Here is a 20,710-nt window from a genome sequence, read left to right on the forward strand (position 1 = left end):
TCGCGCTGGCGCTACAGGCACTACTGTTTGGCGACGGCGGCATCCTGTCCTTTGGCGCCAACTGCTTTAACATGGCCTTCGTGCTGCCGTTTGCCGCTGCTATCGTGTTCCGTGCGCTCAACAGCCGTCTGCACGACAAGAGCTGGGGCACCTCGGTTTCGGCCATCGTAAGCGGCTGGGTCGGCCTGTGCCTGGCGGCCCTGTGCGCGGCAATCGAGTTTGGTATTCAGCCGATGCTCTTTACCAACGCTTCGGGCGCGCCGCTGTACTGCCCCTTCCCGTTGTCTATTGCCATTCCTGCCATGATGATCCCGCATATGCTGGTTGCCGGCGTGGTCGAGGGCGTGGCGACGGCTGCGATTTACGGTTTCATTAAGAAGACGGCGCCGAGCGTTATCGTCGGGCCCGAGGCCGTCGATGGCCAGCTTGCTGCCGAGGGCGCTGCTGCCAAGAAGACCTCGCTGGTCCCCACACTCATCCTGGTTGCCGTGCTTGTCGTGGCCACGCCGCTGGGCCTGCTGGCCACGGGTGACGCCTGGGGTGAGTGGGACGCCGAGGGCGCCGCGACCGCCGTTCAGGAGGCTGGTGACAACAGTCTGCAGACTTCGGTCGGCCTCGATACCCCGACCTTTGCCGACGCTCTGCCCACGGGCGATTATCTGCAGGCCTATTCCGAGGAGCAGGGTCTTGGCTTTGCCGGCCAGGCCGCGATGTATATTCTTTCGGGCGTGATTGGCGTGGCGGTGCTCACCATCGCATTCCGTCTGATTTCGCTGACGGTCAAGGAAAGCGGTGCTCATGGCAATAGCCAAGCTGCCTAGCTGGCTTGCGGCCGAGGAGCGATACGAGCCCGCGGGGGTTCGGCATCGAGTGATGCAAAAGAATGTCCTGCACCTGGCGAGCCTGCTTGAGCGGGTTCGCCTGGGTGGAGGCGCGCACGAGGGCGGGTCGATGGTCGACCGCGCCCTTTCTTGCGTTTCGGCTCCGGTGCGCCTGGTGGGGATGTTCGTTTGCGTCCTGTGCGTGTGTCTGACGCAGAGCCCGCTGTACCTCATGCTGATGGCGGCTATCGCACTGGTGCTCGTTGCCGTGCGCCCCGTACGCGGACTGCGGGCAACCTTTGTGCCGGCGCTTGGCGCTGCGGGGCTCGCGGTGGTTCTGGCGCTGCCCGCCTTGCTGCTGGACGCTTCTGCCGCGGGCGCCATGCTCAAGATTGCGCTCAAGACCTTCATTAATGTGTCGCTAGTGCTGGGCGTTTCGTGGACCCTCACGTGGAGCCGCATGTCGGCGTCGCTCAAGATGCTGCATCTACCCGACGAAGTTATCTTTACGTTTGATATGGCGCTCAAGCACATCGAGGTGCTGGGTCGCACGGCGCACAATCTGTGCGAATCGGTCATGCTGCGCAGCGTGGGTCGTGCGCCTGCGGGTTTTTCGCGCACCGACTCGCTGGCGGGTATCATGGGCATGACGTTTATCAAGGCGATGGAATGCAGCCGCGCGATGGACGAGGCTATGCTTTGCCGCGGCTTTGCCGGTGCGTATCCGGCGCCCGCGCGTGTCAGGTTTGGCTGGCGCGATGCGGTCTATGCGGCCGGCGTGGCGCTGCTGGCAGTGTTGTGCGCCGTGCTGTAGACGCTGCTGGTTTCGACTGGGGATGCAAATAGGGAAGGGCGACGTTTTGACGATCGATATGAATAGTGCGGCGGGCACGAACGGCGCGCGCGCCGAGGCCATGCCGCTCATCGAGCTGCGCGACGTGGTGTTCTCCTATGCGGGGCATACGGTTGTCGATGGTGTGTCGCTGCAGGTCGATCGTGGTGAACTCGTTGCCCTGCTCGGTCCCAACGGCTGCGGCAAGACGACGATCATGCGCCTTATCAACGGCCTTGAGCTCGCGGACGCAGGGGCATACCTGTTCGACGGGCATGTGATCGATGCGGCGTTTCTAAAGGATTCCGCGGCTGCTCAGCGTTTTCATCAGCGCGTGGGCTTTGTGTTCCAGAATGCCGATGCCCAGCTCTTTTGCGCTACGGTGGGCGAGGAAGTTGCTTTTGGTCCCGCGCAGATGGGGCTGCCGGCAGACGAGCTCGAGCGCCGCGTGCGCGATGCCATGGAACTGTTCCAGGTTACCGATCTGGTCGATGCCTCGCCTTATCAGCTTTCGGGCGGGCAAAAGAAGCGTGTTGCGCTGGCTGCCGTCGTGTCGATGAACCCCGATATCCTGGTGCTCGACGAGCCTACCAATGGACTTGACGAGGACTCTTGCGACATCGTGGTCAACTTCCTGCTGGCCTATGTTGCTGCCGGTAAGACGGTCTTGATGAGTACACATCATCAGGATTTGGTGCGACGCCTGGGTGCCCGCGCCATCTATATCGATCGATACCACCATGTGGTCGAGGCACCTTCGCCGTCGTATGGAACCGAAAGCGGTGCTACGGACTAGTTGCTGCGTAGAGCGTGCGTAGCCGCCCGCGCGGCTTTGCCGTGATGGTATAGTTATCCAGGTTTTTATGGGGGTGGCTATGCCAAGCTGGAACATTCATATCGCTCAGACGGAGCGTTTGCTGGAGCGCACCGGTGCGCTTGCCAATAGCGTGCGCGACCGCAATGCCTTTTTGTTTGGCTGCGTGGTTCCGGATATCTTCGTGGGCTATATGGTCCCTGGCATCGCCGATCCCATCCCGTACCGCATTACGCACTTTGCCAAGCCTGAGCCCATCCCTAAGCCTCGTGAGCATGAGTTCTGGGATACCTATGTGGCACCGTTGCTTAATAGTTCGCCCACCGGTGCGCCGGCCGCAGCGACCTCGATTATCGAGGAACGCGAGCGACTGAACCGCGTGCACTATCCCCAGCGTTACAAGGATGCCGAGCCGGTTGCCGGTCCCGGCACCTGTGAGTTCTCGCTTGCGTCCGAAGATGTGGCGCAGTCGCTGCTCGATTTAACACTGGGCGTCTGGTCGCATCTGGTGGCCGATACCGTATGGAATACGCGCGTGAATCAGTACCTGGAGGCGCACGGCGGCAAGCCATGTGAGGAGTTCCGCATTAAAAAGCAAGGCGACTTTGACTGGTTTGGCAAGACGCTCGGCATTGTTTCCATCCCGCGTGCGACCGATCGCCTGTATACCGCCGCGACGCGTTTTGGGCAGTATCCCATCCATAAAGAATATGTGCTCAAGACCATCGGCGTTATGCACGAGATTGTACGCGAAAACCCCGGCGAGCCCGATCATCCGCCGTATCGCCTGCTAACTGAGGAGTTCTTCGACTCAATGTTTACCGAGGTCATCGAGCTGACCGAGGCAGGCTTTGCGGCTCGCGTTGCTGCTTCTGACGTTCCGGCAGTCCCCCTGATCGCTAGCTGCTAGCCGGCCGGCTTTACGGAGAACAGTTCATCCCAATTGACCAACAGCTCCCGTCGCAGGCGTCTTCGGTGGTGCGCTCGGCATCGGAGAGGCTTGCGACTGAACGCAAATCGATGAGGCGGCATATGAAGAAGGTCTTAAAAAAGCCCGGAAGGCAATGCCTTCCGGGCCCTTTGCAATGCAAATCTGCTTGCAAGTGCGATTTAGCGCACCTGAGCGACGTAAGCGACGTTGGTCGAGGAGACCTTGTCCTCGAGCTGGACGCTCATGCGGGGATCGCCGGCGGTAGCAACGGTCAGGTCGCCGGCCTCGACGTAGCCGAGCTCCTTGGCGGTCTCGATCGCCTTGACGATCGTGCCGTTGACGGTGCCCTGGGTAATCTCGGCCTGGTGCGGGATAACGCCCCAGTACATGATCATCTGCTGGACGGCCCACTCGTGGCGGGAGAATGCGCAGATCGGCATGTTGGGACGGAAGTGCGAGATCAGGCGAGCGGTACGACCGGTGGTCGTCGGCACGGTGATGCACTTGGCGCCAACGGTGGTAGCCATGTTCACAGCGGACATACCCACAACGTTGTTGACGACGCGGGTGCCGTGAGCGTCAGCCGGAACCTCGAGCGGAGCGTGGGCCGGGAGGTACTTCTCGGTCTCGAGAGCGATGCTGGCCTGCATCTTAACGGCCTCGACCGGGTACTTACCGGCAGCGGACTCGCCGGACAGCATAACGGCGTCGGTGCCGTCGTAAATGGCGTTAGCAACGTCGGCAACCTCGGCGCGCGTCGGGCGCGGGTTCTGCTGCATGGAGTCGAGCATCTGCGTAGCGGTGATAACGGGCTTGTAGGCCGCGTTGCACTTGGCGATGATCTCCTTCTGGATGTGGGGAACGAGCTCGGGCTTGATCTCGATGCCCAGGTCGCCACGGGCGACCATGATGCCGTCGGAAGCCTCGAGGATCTCGTCGAAGTTCTCGACGCCCAGGGCGCACTCGATCTTCGGGAAGATCGTCACGTGCTCGCCGCCGTTCTCGCGGCAAAGCTCGCGGATGCCGCGGACGGACTCGCCGTCACGGATGAAGGAAGCGGCGATGTAGTCGATGTTCTCGGTCAGGCCAAAGAGGATGTCCTGACGATCGCGCTCGGTGATGGCGGGCAGCGAGATGTTGACGTTGGGCATGTTGACGCCCTTGCGCTCGCCGATCAGGCCGTCGTTCTTAACGACGCAGGTCATGTCCTGGCCGTCGACGGACTCGACCTCGAGGGCAACCAGGCCGTCATCGATCAGGATGAGGGAGCCCTTCTCGACCTCGGAGGGCAGAGCCAGGTAATCGAGGGAGATGTGCTCAGCGGTGCCGTGGAAATCCTCGGACGTGGGCTGAGCGGTGACGACGATCTTGTCGCCGGTCTTGACGGCAACCTTCTTGCCATCGACCAAAAGGCCGGTGCGGACCTCGGGGCCCTTGGTGTCGAGCAGGATGCCGACGGGCATGCCGAGCTCCTTGGAAATACGGCGGACGCGCTCGATGCGACCGTGGTGCTCGTCGTAGGATCCGTGCGAGAAGTTAAAACGGGCGACGTTCATGCCCGCCTTGATCATCTCGCGGATGGTCTCGTCGCTATCGCAGGCGGGACCCATGGTGCATACAATCTTGGTGCGCTTGTACATTCAGACCTCCATCTGACATCGTCTTGCGCTGATAGATAAACCATAAGAAATAAAACTGAGATGATTATAACGAAATGGCGACCGAATACCCCAAAAAATCGACCGTATGCCGAATTAGAAGTTCATTTTTTGCGGAAAAACGGTATATGCAAAAACTTTACCAACCGTTCTAACCGCTGCTATCTGGGCGATATTTCAGTTTGATGATGCGCCGAAGAAAAAACGTTTTATCAATATTGAACATCATACGGTCTGCATCGTTGCACCCGAGCCGTGTTTCCAATTGGAATGTTTTGGCTAGACGCGCTGCTTTGGGGTACCATAGCTCCACTATCAACTGCCGCTCAGCACGGCAGCCTTGATGAGCCCTTGCCCTTCTCCTGGGAATTATGATCGGGCATCAATCTGCTGAGTGGCCCGAATCCCAGGAGGGGACTCTATATGCAAAAGGAATACCTGTCCGCCGCGGCGGAGGTGCTCAGCGACCAGGGCGTCGATGAGAACCTCGGCCTGAGCAACGACGAGGCGTCGTCGCGCCTCGCCAAGACAGGCCCTAACAAGCTCGAGGAAGCCGAGAAGACACCGCTGTGGAAGCGTTTCTTTGAGCAGATGGCCGACCCCATGGTCATCATGTTGATCGTTGCCGCCGTCATCAGCGCGCTCACGGGTATGGTCAAGGGCGAGGCGGACTTTGCCGATGTCGCCATCATCATGTTCGTCGTTATCGTCAACTCGGTGCTGGGCGTGGTCCAGGAGGCTAAAAGCGAGGAGGCTCTCGAGGCCCTGCAGGAGATGAGCGCGGCGCAGTCCAAGGTGCTGCGCGACGGCAAGCTCGTGCACCTGCCGAGCGCCGAGCTCGTGCCCGGTGACGTGATCATGCTCGAGGCGGGCGACTCCGTCCCGGCCGACTGCCGTGTGCTCGAGAGCGCCACGATGAAGATCGAGGAGGCCGCCCTTACCGGCGAGTCCGTGCCCGTCGAGAAGCATGCCAACGTGATCGAGCTCGCCGCCGGCACCGACGACGTGCCGCTCGGCGACCGCAAGAACATGTGCTACATGGGTTCCACCGTGGTATACGGCCGCGGCCGCGCCGTCGTGGTCGGCACCGGCATGAACACCGAGATGGGTAAGATCGCCGGCGCCCTGGCCGAGGCCAAGGAAGAGCTCACGCCGCTGCAGGTGAAGCTTGCCGAGCTCAGCCGCATCCTCACCATCATGGTTATCGTCATCTGCGTCGTCATCTTTGGCGTCGACATCATCCGCCACGGCGTGGGCAACGTTCTCACCGATCCGACCGCGCTGCTCGACACCTTTATGGTCGCTGTCTCGCTTGCCGTCGCCGCCATCCCCGAGGGCCTGGTTGCCGTCGTGACTATCGTGCTTTCGCTCGGCGTGACCAAAATGGCCAAGCGCCAAGCGATTATCCGTAAGCTTTCCGCCGTCGAGACCCTTGGCTGCACACAGACCATCTGCTCCGACAAGACCGGTACCCTCACCCAGAACAAGATGACCGTCGTCAAGCACGAGCTCGCCGCGCCTAAGGAGAAGTTCCTGGCCGGCATGGCTCTGTGCTCCGACGCCCAGTGGGACGAGGAGCTGGGCGAGGCCGTGGGTGAGCCGACCGAGTGTGCGCTCGTCAACGATGCCGGCAAGGCGGGCCTCACTGGCCTGACTGCCGAGCATCCGCGCGTGGGCGAGGCCCCGTTTGACTCGGGCCGCAAGATGATGTCCGTGGTCGTCGAGACCCTGGACGGCGAGTACGAGCAGTACACCAAGGGCGCGCCCGATGTGGTGATCGGCCTGTGCACCCATATCTACGACGGCGACAAGGTCGTCCCCCTGACCGAGGAACGTCGTGCCGAGCTCGTGACCGCCAACAAGGCCATGGCCGACGAGGCCCTGCGCGTGCTGGCGCTGGCAAGCCGCACCTACACCGAGGTCCCGAGCGACTGCAGCCCCGCCGCGCTCGAGCATGACCTGGTCTTCTGTGGCCTGTCCGGCATGATTGACCCGGTCCGCCCCGAGGTCGCCGACGCCATCCGCGAGGCGCACGACGCCGGTATCCGCACCGTCATGATTACGGGCGACCATATCGACACCGCCGTGGCCATTGCCAAGCAGCTGGGCATCGTCACCGATCGCAGCCAGGCCATCACCGGTGCCGACCTCGATCGCATGAGCGAAGAGGAGCTCGACGCGCACATCGAGGACTACGGCGTGTACGCCCGCGTCCAGCCCGAGCACAAGACCCGCATCGTCGAGGCTTGGAAGTCGCGCGACCAGATCGTGGCCATGACGGGCGACGGCGTCAACGACGCCCCGTCCATCAAGCGCGCCGACATCGGCGTGGGCATGGGCATCACCGGTACCGATGTCACCAAGAACGTCGCCGACATGGTGCTTGCCGACGACAACTTCGCCACCATCATCGGTGCCTGCGAAGAGGGCCGTCGCATCTACGACAACATCCGCAAGGTCATCCAGTTCCTGCTTTCGGCCAACCTTGCCGAGGTCTTCTCGGTGTTTATCGCCACGCTCATCGGCTTTACCATCTTCCAGCCGGTGCAGCTGCTGTGGGTGAACCTGGTCACCGACTGTTTCCCCGCGCTCGCGCTGGGCATGGAGGATGCCGAGGGCGACATCATGAAGCGCAAGCCGCGCAACGCCAAGGACGGCGTCTTTGCCGGACATATGGGTCTGGACTGCGTGGTCCAGGGCCTAATCATCACCGTGCTGGTGCTGGCGAGTTTCTTTGTGGGCGTGTACTTTGACATGGGCTACATCCACATCGCCGATATGATCGCCGGCAATGCCGACGAGGAAGGCGTGATGATGGCGTTCATCACGCTCAACATGGTCGAGATTTTCCACTGCTTCAATATGCGCAGCCGTCGTGCGTCGCTGTTCACCATGAAGAAGCAGAACAAGTGGCTGTGGGCTTCCGCCGCGCTGGCACTGGTGCTGACGGTGATCGTGACCGTGCAGCCGACGCTTGCCGAGATGTTCTTTGGTCCTGTGACGCTTGAGCTCAAGGGCGTTCTTGCCGCGCTGGGCCTGGCCTTCCTGATCATCCCGCTGATGGAGATCTACAAGGCGATCATGCGCGCGGTCGAGAAGGAGTAAGTTAACCTGTCCGGGCCCGCCCCTGCGTGTTTTCTTCTTCGCTGGTCCTCGCGCTTCGCGCTGCGGGATCGCTCAGAAGAAAACACTCCCGGGGTGGGCCCTACGGTATCCTTGCTGGCTTTACTCCCGCGCGGATGAAAAAGGGCTGAGGGAAAGAAGGTGAGCGGCCGAGCAATTGCTCGGCCGCTCGTTTTGAATAAAGGATGTGTCCTTAGGAAACCCCTCCCGGCGGGCGGGCCTTCGGATAGCCTCTCGGGACCATGAGCTGAGGGAAAGTATGTGAGCTGGTCGGGCTTTGCCCGGCCAGCTCTTTTTGATTTAAAATACCTGCTCAGTTGTGATTTTGGCTGCTGGGAGGCGTTTGTGGCTAAGGCTAAGGCTAAAGCGAAGAAAAAGACGACGGGGGCGCGGGCTAAGCGTGACCGTCGTCGGAAACTCGCGACCGAAGCGCCCGTGTCTGCCGAGGAGTTGTTGGCGAGCGTACCGGGGCTCGATGCGCTGCAGGATGTTCCGGCGTTTGATGACCTGCCGGTCGATGAAGCCCAGCAGACTGCCTTTGATGATTTCTGCGCACATGCCGAGGAGCCCGAGCAGATGCAGCTGGGTGCCGTTATTCGCCTGGATCGCGGGTTTCCGCTGGTGGCCACTGCCGACGACACCTTTCGCGCCGAGCATGCCGTGGGGTTTGCCAAGTCGCGCGGCGAGGACGAGGTCCTGCTGCCTGCCGTGGGCGACCGTGTGGCGGTGCGCCGCGCTCCCGGGCACGATATGGGCGTGATTGAGTGCGTGCTGCCGCGCCGTACGAGCTTTGAGCGTTGGCGCGGCCGTGCCCGTGGAGAGCGCCAGGTGCTCTGCTCCAACGTGGATAGCGTGCTAATCGTGCAGGCGCTCGGTGCCGGTGAGGTGCTGCTCGACCGCGTGGCGCGCTCGCTGGTGTTGGCGCTCGACTGCGATGCCGAGCCGGTGGTGGTGCTTACCAAAGCTGACCGCTGCGATGCCGAGGAGCTCGAGCGCGATCTGGACCGCGTGCGCCGCCTGGTGGGTCCGGACGTGCGCGTGATCGTGACGTCCTCTGCCGAGGGCCGCGGCCTGGACGAGGTCCGTGCCTGCGTGCCCGCCGGGAGCTGTGCCATGATTCTGGGCGAGTCGGGTGCCGGTAAGTCGACGCTGCTCAATGCACTGCTGGGCCACGATACGTTGGCGACCGGCGGTGTGCGCGAACGCGACGACCAGGGCCGTCACACTACCGTTGCGCGCGTGATGGTGGCGCTGCCGGGCGACGCCGGCGTGATCGCCGATGCCCCGGGCCTGCGCAGCCTACCGCTCGTGGGTCACGAGCGGGGTCTGGCGCGCGCCTTCCCCGAGATTGTCGAGACATCGCGCGCGTGCCGGTTTGGCGATTGCACACATACCCATGAGCCGGGTTGCGCCGTTCGCGAGGCCGAGGACGCCGGGCAGATTGACAGCCTGCGTCTGGAAACGTTCCAAAACCTGGCGTCATCCATGCGCGTGAGCGCTCAAATGCTCGATCCCGATGTCCATCTGTAATTGATTTTTCCTATGACAGCCGTCTCCCAACTGTTCGGGAGACGGCTTTTTTTGCTGCGGAAAAGCCTCGAATCATGCAGCTTGCTGACGTGCTGACCAAAACCTTGCCATGAGCTTGACGGGCTGGTCAGCTTTTGGTCAGCGATTGGTTTGACATCGAAAACCAAGATCGCGATTGCGCCGCTTTGCACTCTGACCGCCCAGACAATGGTGGTACGGGCATTCGCCCGGCACTGCCATGAGAGGAGCGGCCGTGAACAAGAGCAAGCGCATCGCCATCAGTCTGGTCGCGGGCGTGCTCGCTGCTCTGCTCTGCATGGTTTACGGCTCGTCGATCCGCTCGCAAGCCGAACGGGTCCAGGCTGAGACCTTGGCCAAGTACGGTGGCGATCGCGTCGAGGTATGCGTCGCGGCGCGCGATATCGATGTGGGCGAGACCCTCGATGAGACCAATGTCATAACCCAGGAATGGCTGACGAGCCTGTTGCCGCGTGACGCGGCGACCGAGCTGCGCCAGGTGCGCGGCGACGTGACGACTTCGCGTATTCCCAAAAACGCCGTGATCTGCAATGTCTACACCAAGGCCGAGAGCCACAAGCTCGAGGTGCCTAAGGGCAAGGTTGCCGTTTCGGTGGCGGTCGATGCCGAGCACTCGGTCGGCGGTGCTACAGGCGTGGGCAGCTACGTGGATGTGTATGTGCAAAAAGACGGCGTAACCGATCGACTGTGCGGCGCGCACGTGATCGATACCAGTGAGGATTCCGGTGCCACGCGCGAGGGCAAGATCGAATGGGTGACGCTGGCGGCTGACCCCGAAGACGTCAAGGAACTGCTGGGAGCCTCGGGCAAGGGAACGGTCAGCTTGACGATTCCCGCCACGGCGCGCGGCAAAAAGAGCGGAGGCGACGAGTGATGAAGGCGATCTGGCTTGCGTGCTGCGCGTGCGGCGATTACGGGCTGTTGCAGCGGGAAGTCGAGGGCCGTGATGCGGGTGCACAGGTGCTTCGCGTGGGTGACCTGGACGGGCTGATTTCCATGGCGCGGGCGTTTCCGTCGCGCCGCGGGGCTGCCATCATCGCGGCGTCTCTGTTTGATATCGAAGATGTGCGCAAGACAGTTGCGCGCCTGACGGCCGAAGGCCGCGTGAGTCGCGTGGTCGTGTTGATAGAAGCGCTCGATCCGTCGGATATCGAGGGACTGTTTCGCGCGGGGGCGACCGAGGTCATCGCTGCGCACAGCATATGCGGCAACGGGCGCGCGGGCGAGGGAGCGGTTGATTCCGATCGGCGCATGACGATTGAGCCCGATGCTTTTGTTGATAGGGAACCCGGGGCGCCTCGCGCTACAAGAGGCCCGCGTGTTGATGATTATGGAAAAGCGGAAGCCGAGCATGGTCGGCGCCCCCGGAACCCCCTTGTATACGATGACGCTGGAGGGCCGGCACAGCATGCTGGCGACTCCCCGGCTGTAGATATGGGATACGTGCACGGCGTGAATCTGGCGGATGAACTCGACGAAGTTGAGGGCTTTGCCGGGTGCGGCGAGTTGTCGCTGATGCAGCATGAGCAGATTGCACAGAACGAGCCTGCCTTGCAGACCGAACAAGCTGCCATGCCGGCTTGGACGCAGCGTGTGGTTGCGGCGGGGGAGACGGGGACGCTGTCGCCGACGCCCGCCCCGCCGCCTCCGATGCCGCCGGCAGACGCTGCCGCTCCGCAGCATCGAGCTCCGGTCATCTGCGCCATTTCGGGTTCGGGCGGTTGCGGCAAGTCGACGATCGTTGCCACCATGGCACACATATCGTCGCTGTTGGGCTTGCGTGCCGCCGTGCTCGACCTGGACCTGATGTTTGGAAACCTTTACGACTTGTTAGGCGTCGATGCTCCGCGCGATATGGCGGCACTTATCGAGCCGTCGGCGGCGGGCGCGCTCACCGAGCCGGATATCGTAGCCACATCGATGCGCGTGGCGCCGGGCGTTACGCTCTGGGGTCCCGTCGCGGCGCCCGAGCAAGCCGAGCTCATGGCACGTCCGGTGGAGCTATTGCTTGATGTCCTGCGTCGCGAATCCGACGTGGTCTTTATCGATACCTCGGTCTTTTGGGGCGACGCCGTGGCGGCTGCGGTGGCGGCGAGCGACCGTTGCCTGGTCGTTGGCGATGCGGCGGTGTCGTCCGCGACATCGGCATCGCGCGTCATTGAACTGGCAAGTCGAGTAGGTGTGCCGCGCACGCGCATGAGCGCCGTGTTCAACCGGTTCGGTGCGCGCGGGGCAGACGAGGACGTCGCCATGCGCTTTGAGATTGCCTGTGCGTTGAGCTCAAAGATTCGTATCGCCGATGGCGGGCAGGATCTCGCCGCGCTCATGGCGTTTGGGCGCGCTGACGAGGCAGTGGGTCAGACGAGCGCTTTCGCGACCAGCGTGCGCGAGGCCACGCGCGAGATGCTCGTGGAACTGGGGTGCGCCGTCGGCCCTTGGAGCGATATGGTCGCCGACCGTGCAACGCGCACCGAACGCCCGCGTATCCGCCTTCCCTGGTCGCGCGAGGGTGATCAGCGATGAGCCTGCAAACGAGGATTAAGGCTGCCGGCGCTGCAGCGGCTGCAGCGCCTGTAGATGCGGGGCGTCGTCGCGCGGTGAAACGACGCACCAAGCGCGCTGTGATGGACCGCATGGGTTACGACGAAGTGGCGCGTATCAGCGCCTATATCGACCCGGCGCTTGCCCGCTCGGAATTGCGTCCCGCGGTGGAGGCGGCGCTCAATGTTGAGGAACCGACCGATCTCGCGACGTCCGAACGCGAGACCATCATCGACGAGATTTTGGATGACGTGGTGGGCCTGGGGCCGTTGCAGCCGCTCATCGAGGACGACACCGTTACCGAGATCATGATCAACGGCTGCCGCTCGGCCTTCTTTGAACGCGGCGGCGTCTTGTACCCTATCGAGCATGCGTTTGAGGATGATGAGCAGATCCGTGTGCTTATCGACCGCATCATCTCGCCACTTGGCCGCCGTATCGACGAGCGCAGCCCCATCGTCAACGCTCGCCTTAAAACGGGCTATCGCGTCAACGCGGTGATTCCGCCTGTGGCGATTGACGGACCGATTCTCACCATCCGAAAGTTCTCGGACCGCATCTGCTCGCTGGACGAGCTTGTGGGGCTGGGGTCACTGCCGCTTTGGTATGCGCAGCTGCTGTCGTGCGCGGTGTCGCTGCGACAGGACCTGGCGGTTGCGGGAGGCACGGGATCTGGTAAGACCACCCTGCTCAACGCGCTGTCATGCGAGATTTCCACCGGCGAGCGCATCGTGACGATCGAGGACTCTGCCGAGCTCAAGTTTGCGCATCATCCGCACGTGGTGCGCCTAGAGGCGCGCGAGGCTTCAATTGAGGGCGAGGGCGCGGTGACGATCCGCGACCTGGTGACCAATGCCCTGCGCATGCGCCCCGACCGCATCGTGGTGGGCGAGGTGCGCGGTGCCGAGTGCTGCGACATGTTGCAGGCCATGAATACGGGCCACGACGGGTCGCTCACCACACTTCATGCGGGTTCAGAACAGGAGACCGTGGTGCGTCTGACGTTGCTTGCACGTTATGGCATCGATCTGCCGAGCGAGCTCATCGAGGAGCAGATTGCCATGGCGCTCGACGGCATCGTGATGTCCGAGCGCCACGCCGATGGCAGGCGCTTCGTCTCCTCGTATTCGGGGGTGCGTCGCGCCGCGTCGGGCGGCGTAGAGCTCGAGCGCTATGTGACTTTCGATGCCGCCGAGCGCACCTGGGCGCTTGACCGCGAGCCGCCGTTTATCGCAGAAGGCCTGCGGTCGGGGACGCTCACACAAGAGGAGGTGGACGAATGGAGGTCGCTGTGCCCCTCGTCGTAGGGGGTTTGGCAGGGTTTTCTGTTGCGACGGCGTGCGGGGCGGAACCTCGTGTGCCGCAGGTGCCGCCGGCGGAGCTGGCGCGTCAGGCGCTCGAGACGGTGGCAGAGAAGCTGCCGCGTGAGCTGGTGGAAAACGATCTGCTGAAAAAGATCGCCCGTTCGTGGGCATCGCTGGCTCCGGCGCATCGCCTTGGCCTCGTGATTGAAGATGCTTCGGGGCGTTTGGCGTTTCTACTGCTATCGAGCGGTGTCTGCAGCGTTTTACTAACGATGGTGTCGTTATCGCCCCTCGGGTTTGCCTTGGGACTTGTTGCTCCGATTGCCGCTGGCGCCGCTCGGGATGGCTTTGAGAGCCGGCGCGAGCAACACGATGCAGAAGAGGCCATGCCCGAGGCGTTTACCGCACTTTCCATGTCGCTTGCCTCGGGACATTCGCTGGCCCAGGGCATGCGCTTTGTGGGCGCTCATGCGCAAGAACCGGTGCATACCGAGTTTTTGCGGGTGGCGGCGGCGATCGATTGCGGTATCTCGGCGACCGACGCGCTCGATGACTTGCTCGTGCGCATCGACGCCCCCGGTCTTTCGCTTGTGACCTTGGCGCTTAAGGTGTCACAGCGCACCGGCGCTCCGCTTGCCGACTTGCTGTCCGAGGCGTCGAGCATGGTAGGGGAGCGCATTGAGCTCAAGCGCCGCCTGGATGTCAAGACGTCGCAGGCTCGCATGTCGGCGCATATGGTCGCGGCGATGCCGGCGGGCATGTGCGCGGTGTTGGCGCTGCTTTCGGCAGATTTTCGTCGCGGTCTTGCGACGCCTGCCGGTGCGGGCGCTGTGGTGCTGGGTCTCGCCCTCAACGCCGTTGCCCTGGTAGTTATCCGGCGCATTATGCGGGTGGAGTTATGAGCGCCCTGGTCGGGGTCGCGGCTTGTCTGTGTGCCCTGAGCGTATTTGCCGCGACGGGTTTGGAGCGTGCGGATGCTCGCAAGATTGCAGAGACGTGCAAGCGTGAGGCGGTACTGGTCATTGCTGCGGGCTGCTCGGTGATTGATGCCCTGACCGCGCGAATGAAGGGCGCGATTGGGGCGGGCGGGCCGGCGCTGGTGTCGCTCGGTGAGGTGTCCGAGATGATCGACGTGGTGCGCCTGGGGCTTTCTGCCGGCCTTTCGTTTGACGCGGCGCTCGAGATTTTCTGTGCCAACCGTCGGTCGGTGCTGGCCGTCCGTCTTGAACGAGCTTGCATGGCGTGGCAGGTGGGCGTGGGGACGCGCGAGGCCGAGCTGTTGGCCGCCGCGCGTGATTTGGACGTGAGGGCGCTCGAGACCTTTGCCATCACGGTGGGGCAGGCGCTTGCCCTGGGCGCTCCGCTGGCCGAGACGTTGGCTGCTCAAAGTCGCGAGATCCGTGCGGCCCATCGCGCCGCAGTCGAGCGCGAGATCGAGCGCGCACCGGTCAAGTTGCTGATTCCCACCGGCACGCTTATCTTGCCGGCGTTGCTTCTGTCCATATTGGGCCCGCTGCTGGGAGCAGGCGGGATGATGTAGGGAGGAATACATGAACACGATGACCGACATTGCGGGCAAGGCTTGGAGCTGGGCTTTTTGCCGGACAATCCGCGCTCGCCAGCGTGCCAAGGCGCTGTTGCGGGAGGAGAGCGCACAGGGCACTACCGAATACGCCATCTTGGTCGGCGTGCTCGTAGTGATCGCGATTATCGCCATCGTCGCGTTTAAGAGCAAAGTCGAAGAACTATGGAACGCGATCAAAGACGGCATCAACAGCCTGTAGGAGGCAGGCGTCCTGTTGGTTCGCCGCTGGTGCTCGCCTGTTTGCTCGTGGCAATAGCGGTGACGCTTTGGGGACTGGGCGTTGCGCGACAGCAGCGTCCGGGCGCTACTGCCGATTTGGGATCGGGCTCGGCGGCGGTGTCACAAGCGGAAGGCGCGGGAGATATGGGCGGTCAGAATGCCGCCGTCACGGCTCGGACCTTTTTGCAGGCACTCGACAAGCGGGCCGCCAGCGTGACGGAGCCGTCTGCAGACAACGCGATCGCGGTTCGACTCGCATGGTCCGAGGACCGACCGATGACCGAGGCGGCGGCAGACCTGTTGCGCGCCTACCGCGAGGTGCCCACGGCTCAGCTCGCCCTGAGCGGCTATCTCGATATTAAGGGCAACGTATGGGGCGCCATCGTGCGCGATGGGCGAGGCTGGGTCGACATGGTGACGGTTGCTGCGGATGCCGGCGATGCCTCGTGCCGCCTGCGTGCCGTGCGTCTGGTTCCGCAAACGACGGAGTCAAAGGAGGGGTCGTGAAATGCATAATGTCCTGCGTGAGGAATCTGCTCAGTCGACCGTCGAATACGCCATCGTCACCGTGGCGCTGTTATCGATTGTGCTGGCGATTGCGGGGCTTTGGCGCGCTGGCACCGATGGGCGCTTGGCGGCACTGGTCGAGCGGGCAGCGTCTCATGGCGTCGCCCCATCGTCGGTTATCGATGCCGCGACGGGTGCCAAGGACATCGCTCTGTATTGATATCGCGTGCGAGGATCGGGCGCAGTCTACGGTCGAGGCCGCCTTTTTGCTGCCGACGTTTTTGACGCTTATCTTGCTCGCGTTGCAGCCGGTGTGCCTGCTCTATACGCGTGCGGTCATGGAGTCCGCTGCCGCCGAGACCGCGCGGCTCATGACCACGACGACGGTGGAGGACGACGATGACCTTAAGGAGTTCACTCGCCGCAGACTTGCCGCGGTGCCCAACGTCTCGATTTTTCATGCCGGCGGACCGCTGTCGTGGGATATCGAGTTGGGGCGGGCCGGTGCCGGCGGCGTTTCGTCCGTGTCTGTTGCCGGCGAGGTTAAGCCGCTGCCCGTGATCGGTGCATTTGTGCAGGCCATGGGCAGTGCGGGTGAGGGCGGCTATATCGAGCTCAAGGTCGACGTCTCGTATCGATCGCGTCCCGAATGGCTGGAGGGAGATTATGATTCATGGATTGCTGCATGGGATTAGGCGCTGCCTGCTGCGGGTGACGCAAGGGTTTGCGGCCCGCCGTCGACCAGGCGCTCGCCGCAAGCGGGGCGGCTTTATGGGCCGTGCCGGTATCGACTTGTTTATCGAAGACGGTGCCTATACCACGCTCTCCTCTGCGGTTGTCATTCTGGTGGTGCTTACGCTGCTGTTTTCGTCGACCGCGGCGATATGGAGCATGTCACGCGCCGGAGACACCCAGGTGGCGGCCGATAGCGGTGCGCTGGCGGGCGCCAACGTGGTGTCGTCCTATCACACAGCCGCCACGGTGGTGGATGCGAGCATTTTGAGTTTGGGCCTGGCGGGGTTTGCCACGATCGGCACCGGCTTGGTTGCCATTCTCATTCCAGGCGCCGAGGTTGTCGGTAGCGATATCATCGATACGGGAACCCAGATCATTAAAACGCGTAACAAGTTTGCCAAAAGCGCGGCAAAGGGCCTGCAAAAGATTGAGACCGCCTTGCCGTACCTGGTTGCCGCGCGTGCCATGCAGGCAGTATCGGCGCAGGATACCGACGGCGTGACCTATACCGGTACGGCGCTTGCCGTGCCCAGGACATCCGAGTCGGATTTTGTTGCGCTCGAAGGATCCGAAATCTCGACCGATGCCATTAAAGATGCGTCGGAAGATCTGGAGCGCGCGGCCGAGGAGCTACAAAAAGCATCGGAGGAGACGGCGAAGGCCAAAGAGCGCGCCTGGCTAGCGGATTGCGGTGGATCGGATAAAGGTTCGGTCGGCAGCTGTTCGTGTATGTGGGAGCGCGCAAAAAGCCTAACGGATCTCTCCGGTGTTCATAATCCGCATTACTCATCGAGCATTACGTGGGAGCCTCAAGTTGCTCTTGATCGCTCGAAGGACTACTACCATCGGCGTCTGGCAAATGAGAAGCCCCAAGGCTCGAGTGTCGAGATGAAGGCAGAGTCTGCGGCGCGTAAGGCGTTTTATACCTATGCGAGCGCGGAAGTCGATCGGGCATATATAACCGAGAACGGAGACAGGGTTTCCTCCTATATTCCGCTGCTGCCGCGCAACTCTGATGAGGTTCGGGCGACGGAACTCTATACCGATGCGGTGTGGCCGACGAGCGTGAACGATGGCAAGGCGTATCTGCATTACGGGACGACCTGCCCTAGCTATAAGAAAGGAACGCCGAGCGGATTTGCTTCGGTTGCCGATTACGATGGGCAAGATAAATGCAGCAAATGCCATTTTGGCGTTTCGTCGCTTGGTGCTGTTGCGGCGCCTTCAACCTCTATCGAAAACGGCTTCGAGTATCACTTTGACAAGTTTAAAGACGCCCTGGAGGACTACGTCGACTGTCGCAACAAGGAGCTTGAGCTCGAGCGTCAGACCGAGGACGAAGCCGACCGTGCGGGCAATGCGTTCGATACCGCCATCAAAGAACTATCCGGTGAGCGTCCGCGCATCGCCCCGCCCGGTCGCAACGGCGTGGTCGCCTTTGCGGTCTCGGGCGATGTCACGAGTCCCGACGAGCTCAACTCTTCGTTTAACACGGCAGTTGAGCTTGGCGATCGTGGTGCAATTTCTGCTGCAGTGCTGGCGCCCGATGATGCGACGGCACAGAATAACGTTCTCTCGCGGTTTTTCTCGACGCTGGAGGAGCGTTCGGGCGGCGTTGCCGGCGTGCTCGATGGCGTTATGGATGTTTGGGGCCGCCTGCTTGTGGGGTACGGAGACATCCAGGGTGCGGCCGACGAGCTTATGGGAGAGCTGATCGGTGGCTTGGGAGGGGGTGGCGGCGCGTTGGGTTCCATCGCGTCCTGGCTCGGTGACACCGTCTCGTCCTCCGTGGCGGCGCTGGGACTCGAACCATGCGATTTACGTCTGCGAAAACCGGTGCTGACCGATACCGCCAATGTCATCAAAAGTCCGGGGTCCGATATCGCGGGCATCTCCAAAACTCAAAATACCCTGCGAAAAATCCCCTTGGGCGTGACTGACCCCAAGGCACTTTGCGAGGCCTTGGAATATCACGTCGAGCGCACCATCAGCGGCGCGGTGTTCACGCTTGCGGAGATCCCGCTGCCGGGAGGCGGCTCCATCCCGCTCACTGTCGATGTTGCCACGCTGGTGGGAGCTTTTGGCGGTGGGTCGTAATGGGCATTCGCGCGGGCTTGCGCGAGGAGCGTGCCCAGGCGACGGTCGAGATGGCCGTGGTCACGCCTGTCCTGCTCGTGCTGGCTCTCGTCGCGTACAACGTTATGATCTTTGCCGGCGCGGTCGCGCGCTTCGACCGCGTGGTGCCCGACATCGTGCTGGCGCACGCCGTGGCGCCGGGCGGGGAGGGTGACGAGAGCTCCATTGACGCTTCCGCGACCGTTCAAGCTCAGATTCAGGATGCCATGGAGAGATATGACCTACAGGTTGAGGTCTCGAGCGAGCAAGGCGCGGCGTCATCGGATGGTGGCCTGCTCTCTCTTTCTGGCACGTTTAGGACCTATACCTGCACCATGCACTACGAGCCGTGGCCGAGTTCGCTGAGCATCGCCGGCGTTTCGCTGGGGGCGCCGGCCGTGCTCACGCATGAGCGCGCGGTGACGGTCGATCCATGGCGTCCGGGGGTGGTCATGTGACCGCGGTCTCGTCCTATATCGCCTACGCGCGGGCGCTCAACAGGTTGGGCTGGACGCCGGCCGAGTTTGTGGTGGCGGAGTCGTTTACCGTGCGTCTGCGCGGCATGCTGGGACGGCGTCCGATTGCCGCCAGCGGACTGCCGTTTGTCATGGCGTTTCCGCGCTGCTTCTCGGTTCACACCTGCCTTATGACCTATCCCATCGACATCGCCTTTATCGATCGCAACGGCAATGTCCTTGCTTGCTGCGAAAACGTTCGCCCCTGGCGCACGTGCTCCCACCCAGGCGCCTGGGCAGTACTGGAGCGGCCTTCCATACTCGCTATACCTCCCGCCCTCCAACAAGTGCCGGCGTAAGAATTGGCGACAGCGGACTTTCGTCATACGAAATTGGGTAAGATGGAGGAGAAGATGCATGGATGTTGAGATCCATCCGAACGCCAAAAAAACACTTGACGGAAAAGCAGGTGCTTGGTGCCTGGTTCGCGGTTACTGAGTGCATTCGCCGCGAGTCGGAGGACGAGCCGCCGAGATGGCTTGCCATTGGATGGCTTCCAGATGGTCGAAGTGTGGAACTTGTTGCGGTCGAACTAATTCGTGGATGGCTCATTATTCATGCCCTGTCTCCGGTTCAGAAGAAATTCTGGCAAGAGATCGAGCGAGCTCGGCAGAGGGGTCGATGATGGGCAAGACGTATACGGCCGCTAATGGTCAGGTTGTAACGGATGAAATGATTGACGCGTGGTGTGAGTCGTACGAGCGCGGAGAGTTTCCGGATGGCGAACACACCGTTGGTGGAATCGTGCGTGGACGGCCCCCGCTCTCAGGTGAGGGGACGGCAACGCTGTCGGTCAAGATTCCTCTGGGAATGAAGGAGGCCATTCGTCGACGGGCGGCTGCCGAGGGGATGACGCCAAGTGAGTTTGCCCGTGCGGCTCTGAGTGAAAAACTTCTTGCTGCCGGCTGATGCCTCTGACGTGCCGATTTATAGAACCGAGGCTGTGCTCAAAAACTTTTTTAAAATTCTCGGTTGACCGGAACGCGTCCTTGGTTATACTAATCAAGCCTTGAAACAAGGCACACATCAAATGGCTGGGTAGCTCAGTTGGTAGAGCAGAGGACTGAAAATCCTCGTGTCAGGGGTTCGATTCCCTTCCCCGCCACCTTGAATTGACTAGGACCTCTGCAAAGGGGTCCTTTTCTTTTATCGAGGGCTCTGCGGAAATTGCGTCCCGGAATTTGGCTTCAGAGTGGGATGCGTTTTCCGCTTTGATGTCGCTTGGGAAAGCGCGACCCGGAATCCGGCGTCAGAATGGGACGTGCTTTCCTTTTGCGGCCTTTGGCGGAAACTGCGTCCCAGATCTCGCGCTCAGAACGGGATGCATTTTCCGATTGAGGCCTCGAACGGAAAATGCATCCCAGTCTTTTGCGAAAAACGGGATGCGCTTTCCGGCGCTTACTTCCGACGTGCGCGCACATCTCGGCGCACCAGCTCGTGC

The 20,710-nt window shown here is 62.1% G+C and carries 20 protein-coding genes and 1 tRNA gene; 20 read left to right on the forward strand and 1 reads right to left on the reverse strand.

The window, feature by feature from the left end; all coding sequences use genetic code 11:
* From AB5Z54_RS04600 to AB5Z54_RS04615, 4 genes are all read left to right on the forward strand, one after another.
* Window positions 1-821, forward strand: an 821-nt coding sequence (locus AB5Z54_RS04600; protein ID WP_368160515.1) for an energy-coupling factor ABC transporter permease, incomplete at its 5' end; no start/stop codon positions are given.
* Window positions 799-1,635: an energy-coupling factor transporter transmembrane component T family protein gene (locus tag AB5Z54_RS04605; protein ID WP_368160517.1), complete on the forward strand. Its 837-nt coding sequence runs from the start codon at window positions 799-801 to the stop codon at window positions 1,633-1,635. The genes AB5Z54_RS04600 and AB5Z54_RS04605, both read left to right, overlap by 23 nt.
* A gap of 46 nt (window positions 1,636-1,681) precedes the next feature.
* A complete protein-coding gene (locus AB5Z54_RS04610) occupies window positions 1,682-2,449 on the forward strand; it encodes an energy-coupling factor ABC transporter ATP-binding protein (protein WP_229077260.1) in 768 nt (255 codons plus the stop codon).
* Between the two features lie 79 nt (window positions 2,450-2,528).
* On the forward strand, window positions 2,529-3,377 hold the full coding sequence (locus AB5Z54_RS04615; protein ID WP_368160520.1) for a hypothetical protein: 849 nt from the start codon (window positions 2,529-2,531) through the stop codon (window positions 3,375-3,377).
* A 200-nt stretch (window positions 3,378-3,577) separates the two neighbouring features.
* Here AB5Z54_RS04615 and pyk read toward each other — a convergent pair whose 3' ends face one another.
* A complete protein-coding gene (gene pyk / locus AB5Z54_RS04620) occupies window positions 3,578-5,038 on the reverse strand; it encodes a pyruvate kinase (protein ID WP_099432613.1) in 1,461 nt (486 codons plus the stop codon).
* A 441-nt stretch (window positions 5,039-5,479) separates the two neighbouring features.
* On the opposite strand from pyk, the gene AB5Z54_RS04625 reads away from it, so the two are divergent.
* From AB5Z54_RS04625 to AB5Z54_RS04700, 16 genes are all read left to right on the forward strand, one after another.
* A complete protein-coding gene (locus AB5Z54_RS04625) occupies window positions 5,480-8,161 on the forward strand; it encodes a cation-translocating P-type ATPase (RefSeq protein WP_271737912.1) in 2,682 nt (893 codons plus the stop codon).
* Between the two features lie 594 nt (window positions 8,162-8,755).
* A complete protein-coding gene (gene rsgA, locus AB5Z54_RS04630) occupies window positions 8,756-9,709 on the forward strand; it encodes a ribosome small subunit-dependent GTPase A (RefSeq protein WP_172622506.1) in 954 nt (317 codons plus the stop codon).
* Window positions 9,710-9,962: 253 nt separating this feature from the next.
* Window positions 9,963-10,622 carry a Flp pilus assembly protein CpaB gene (gene cpaB, locus AB5Z54_RS04635; protein WP_232049602.1) on the forward strand — a complete coding sequence of 220 codons (660 nt, stop codon included), beginning with the start codon at window positions 9,963-9,965 and terminating at the stop codon, window positions 10,620-10,622.
* Complete coding sequence (locus AB5Z54_RS04640; protein ID WP_368140018.1) at window positions 10,622-12,271, forward strand: nucleotide-binding protein; 1,650 nt, start codon at window positions 10,622-10,624, stop codon at window positions 12,269-12,271. Before cpaB ends, AB5Z54_RS04640 begins: the two co-directional genes overlap by 1 nt.
* Window positions 12,268-13,596: a TadA family conjugal transfer-associated ATPase gene (locus AB5Z54_RS04645; protein WP_022094028.1), complete on the forward strand. Its 1,329-nt coding sequence runs from the start codon at window positions 12,268-12,270 to the stop codon at window positions 13,594-13,596. Before AB5Z54_RS04640 ends, AB5Z54_RS04645 begins: the two co-directional genes overlap by 4 nt.
* Window positions 13,569-14,495, forward strand: coding sequence for a type II secretion system F family protein (locus tag AB5Z54_RS04650; protein ID WP_022094027.1), 927 nt, complete (start codon window positions 13,569-13,571; stop codon window positions 14,493-14,495). Before AB5Z54_RS04645 ends, AB5Z54_RS04650 begins: the two co-directional genes overlap by 28 nt.
* On the forward strand, window positions 14,492-15,133 hold the full coding sequence (locus AB5Z54_RS04655) for a type II secretion system F family protein (protein ID WP_368160527.1): 642 nt from the start codon (window positions 14,492-14,494) through the stop codon (window positions 15,131-15,133). The genes AB5Z54_RS04650 and AB5Z54_RS04655 overlap by 4 nt, the downstream gene beginning before the upstream one ends.
* Window positions 15,134-15,143: 10 nt before the next feature.
* Window positions 15,144-15,377, forward strand: coding sequence for a hypothetical protein (locus AB5Z54_RS04660; protein ID WP_138339729.1), 234 nt, complete (start codon window positions 15,144-15,146; stop codon window positions 15,375-15,377).
* A gap of 59 nt (window positions 15,378-15,436) precedes the next feature.
* Window positions 15,437-15,904 carry a hypothetical protein gene (locus AB5Z54_RS04665; protein ID WP_368160530.1) on the forward strand — a complete coding sequence of 156 codons (468 nt, stop codon included), beginning with the start codon at window positions 15,437-15,439 and terminating at the stop codon, window positions 15,902-15,904.
* A gap of 1 nt (window position 15,905) precedes the next feature.
* On the forward strand, window positions 15,906-16,124 hold the full coding sequence (locus AB5Z54_RS04670; protein ID WP_347486629.1) for a hypothetical protein: 219 nt from the start codon (window positions 15,906-15,908) through the stop codon (window positions 16,122-16,124).
* Complete coding sequence (locus tag AB5Z54_RS04675) at window positions 16,099-16,599, forward strand: TadE family protein (protein ID WP_368160533.1); 501 nt, start codon at window positions 16,099-16,101, stop codon at window positions 16,597-16,599. The genes AB5Z54_RS04670 and AB5Z54_RS04675 overlap by 26 nt, the downstream gene beginning before the upstream one ends.
* Complete coding sequence (locus AB5Z54_RS04680) at window positions 16,571-18,736, forward strand: hypothetical protein (protein ID WP_271738462.1); 2,166 nt, start codon at window positions 16,571-16,573, stop codon at window positions 18,734-18,736. Before AB5Z54_RS04675 ends, AB5Z54_RS04680 begins: the two co-directional genes overlap by 29 nt.
* Window positions 18,736-19,212: a hypothetical protein gene (locus AB5Z54_RS04685; protein WP_099432621.1), complete on the forward strand. Its 477-nt coding sequence runs from the start codon at window positions 18,736-18,738 to the stop codon at window positions 19,210-19,212. The genes AB5Z54_RS04680 and AB5Z54_RS04685 overlap by 1 nt, the downstream gene beginning before the upstream one ends.
* Window positions 19,209-19,568 (forward strand): DUF192 domain-containing protein, encoded by a 360-nt coding sequence (locus AB5Z54_RS04690; RefSeq protein WP_232512976.1) that lies wholly within the window; start codon window positions 19,209-19,211, stop codon window positions 19,566-19,568. The genes AB5Z54_RS04685 and AB5Z54_RS04690 overlap by 4 nt, the downstream gene beginning before the upstream one ends.
* Window positions 19,569-19,893: 325 nt before the next feature.
* Window positions 19,894-20,178: a ribbon-helix-helix domain-containing protein gene (locus AB5Z54_RS04695; RefSeq protein ID WP_099432624.1), complete on the forward strand. Its 285-nt coding sequence runs from the start codon at window positions 19,894-19,896 to the stop codon at window positions 20,176-20,178.
* Between the two features lie 123 nt (window positions 20,179-20,301).
* A tRNA-Phe gene (locus tag AB5Z54_RS04700) sits at window positions 20,302-20,374 on the forward strand.
* Window positions 20,375-20,710: the final 336 nt, after the last annotated feature.

The organism is Collinsella aerofaciens (genome assembly GCF_040910185.1).
Lineage (GTDB): Bacteria > Actinomycetota > Coriobacteriia > Coriobacteriales > Coriobacteriaceae > Collinsella > Collinsella aerofaciens_BF.

Excerpts from the sequence above, each read along its gene's own strand:
- AB5Z54_RS04605 (WP_368160517.1), top strand. The coding sequence starts at position 799 with ATGGCAATAGCCAAGCTGCCTAGCTGGCTTGCGGCCGAGGAGCGATAC.
- AB5Z54_RS04615 (WP_368160520.1), top strand. The coding sequence starts at position 2,529 with ATGCCAAGCTGGAACATTCATATCGCTCAGACGGAGCGTTTGCTGGAG.
- pyk (WP_099432613.1), bottom strand. The coding sequence starts at position 5,038 with ATGTACAAGCGCACCAAGATTGTATGCACCATGGGTCCCGCCTGCGAT.
- AB5Z54_RS04625 (WP_271737912.1), top strand. The coding sequence starts at position 5,480 with ATGCAAAAGGAATACCTGTCCGCCGCGGCGGAGGTGCTCAGCGACCAG.
- rsgA (WP_172622506.1), top strand. The coding sequence starts at position 8,756 with ATGCAGCTGGGTGCCGTTATTCGCCTGGATCGCGGGTTTCCGCTGGTG.
- AB5Z54_RS04640 (WP_368140018.1), top strand. The coding sequence starts at position 10,622 with ATGAAGGCGATCTGGCTTGCGTGCTGCGCGTGCGGCGATTACGGGCTG.
- AB5Z54_RS04645 (WP_022094028.1), top strand. The coding sequence starts at position 12,268 with ATGAGCCTGCAAACGAGGATTAAGGCTGCCGGCGCTGCAGCGGCTGCA.
- AB5Z54_RS04650 (WP_022094027.1), top strand. The coding sequence starts at position 13,569 with ATGGAGGTCGCTGTGCCCCTCGTCGTAGGGGGTTTGGCAGGGTTTTCT.
- AB5Z54_RS04655 (WP_368160527.1), top strand. The coding sequence starts at position 14,492 with ATGAGCGCCCTGGTCGGGGTCGCGGCTTGTCTGTGTGCCCTGAGCGTA.
- AB5Z54_RS04660 (WP_138339729.1), top strand. The coding sequence starts at position 15,144 with ATGAACACGATGACCGACATTGCGGGCAAGGCTTGGAGCTGGGCTTTT.
- AB5Z54_RS04670 (WP_347486629.1), top strand. The coding sequence starts at position 15,906 with ATGCATAATGTCCTGCGTGAGGAATCTGCTCAGTCGACCGTCGAATAC.
- AB5Z54_RS04680 (WP_271738462.1), top strand. The coding sequence starts at position 16,571 with ATGATTCATGGATTGCTGCATGGGATTAGGCGCTGCCTGCTGCGGGTG.
- AB5Z54_RS04685 (WP_099432621.1), top strand. The coding sequence starts at position 18,736 with ATGGGCATTCGCGCGGGCTTGCGCGAGGAGCGTGCCCAGGCGACGGTC.
- AB5Z54_RS04695 (WP_099432624.1), top strand. The coding sequence starts at position 19,894 with ATGGGCAAGACGTATACGGCCGCTAATGGTCAGGTTGTAACGGATGAA.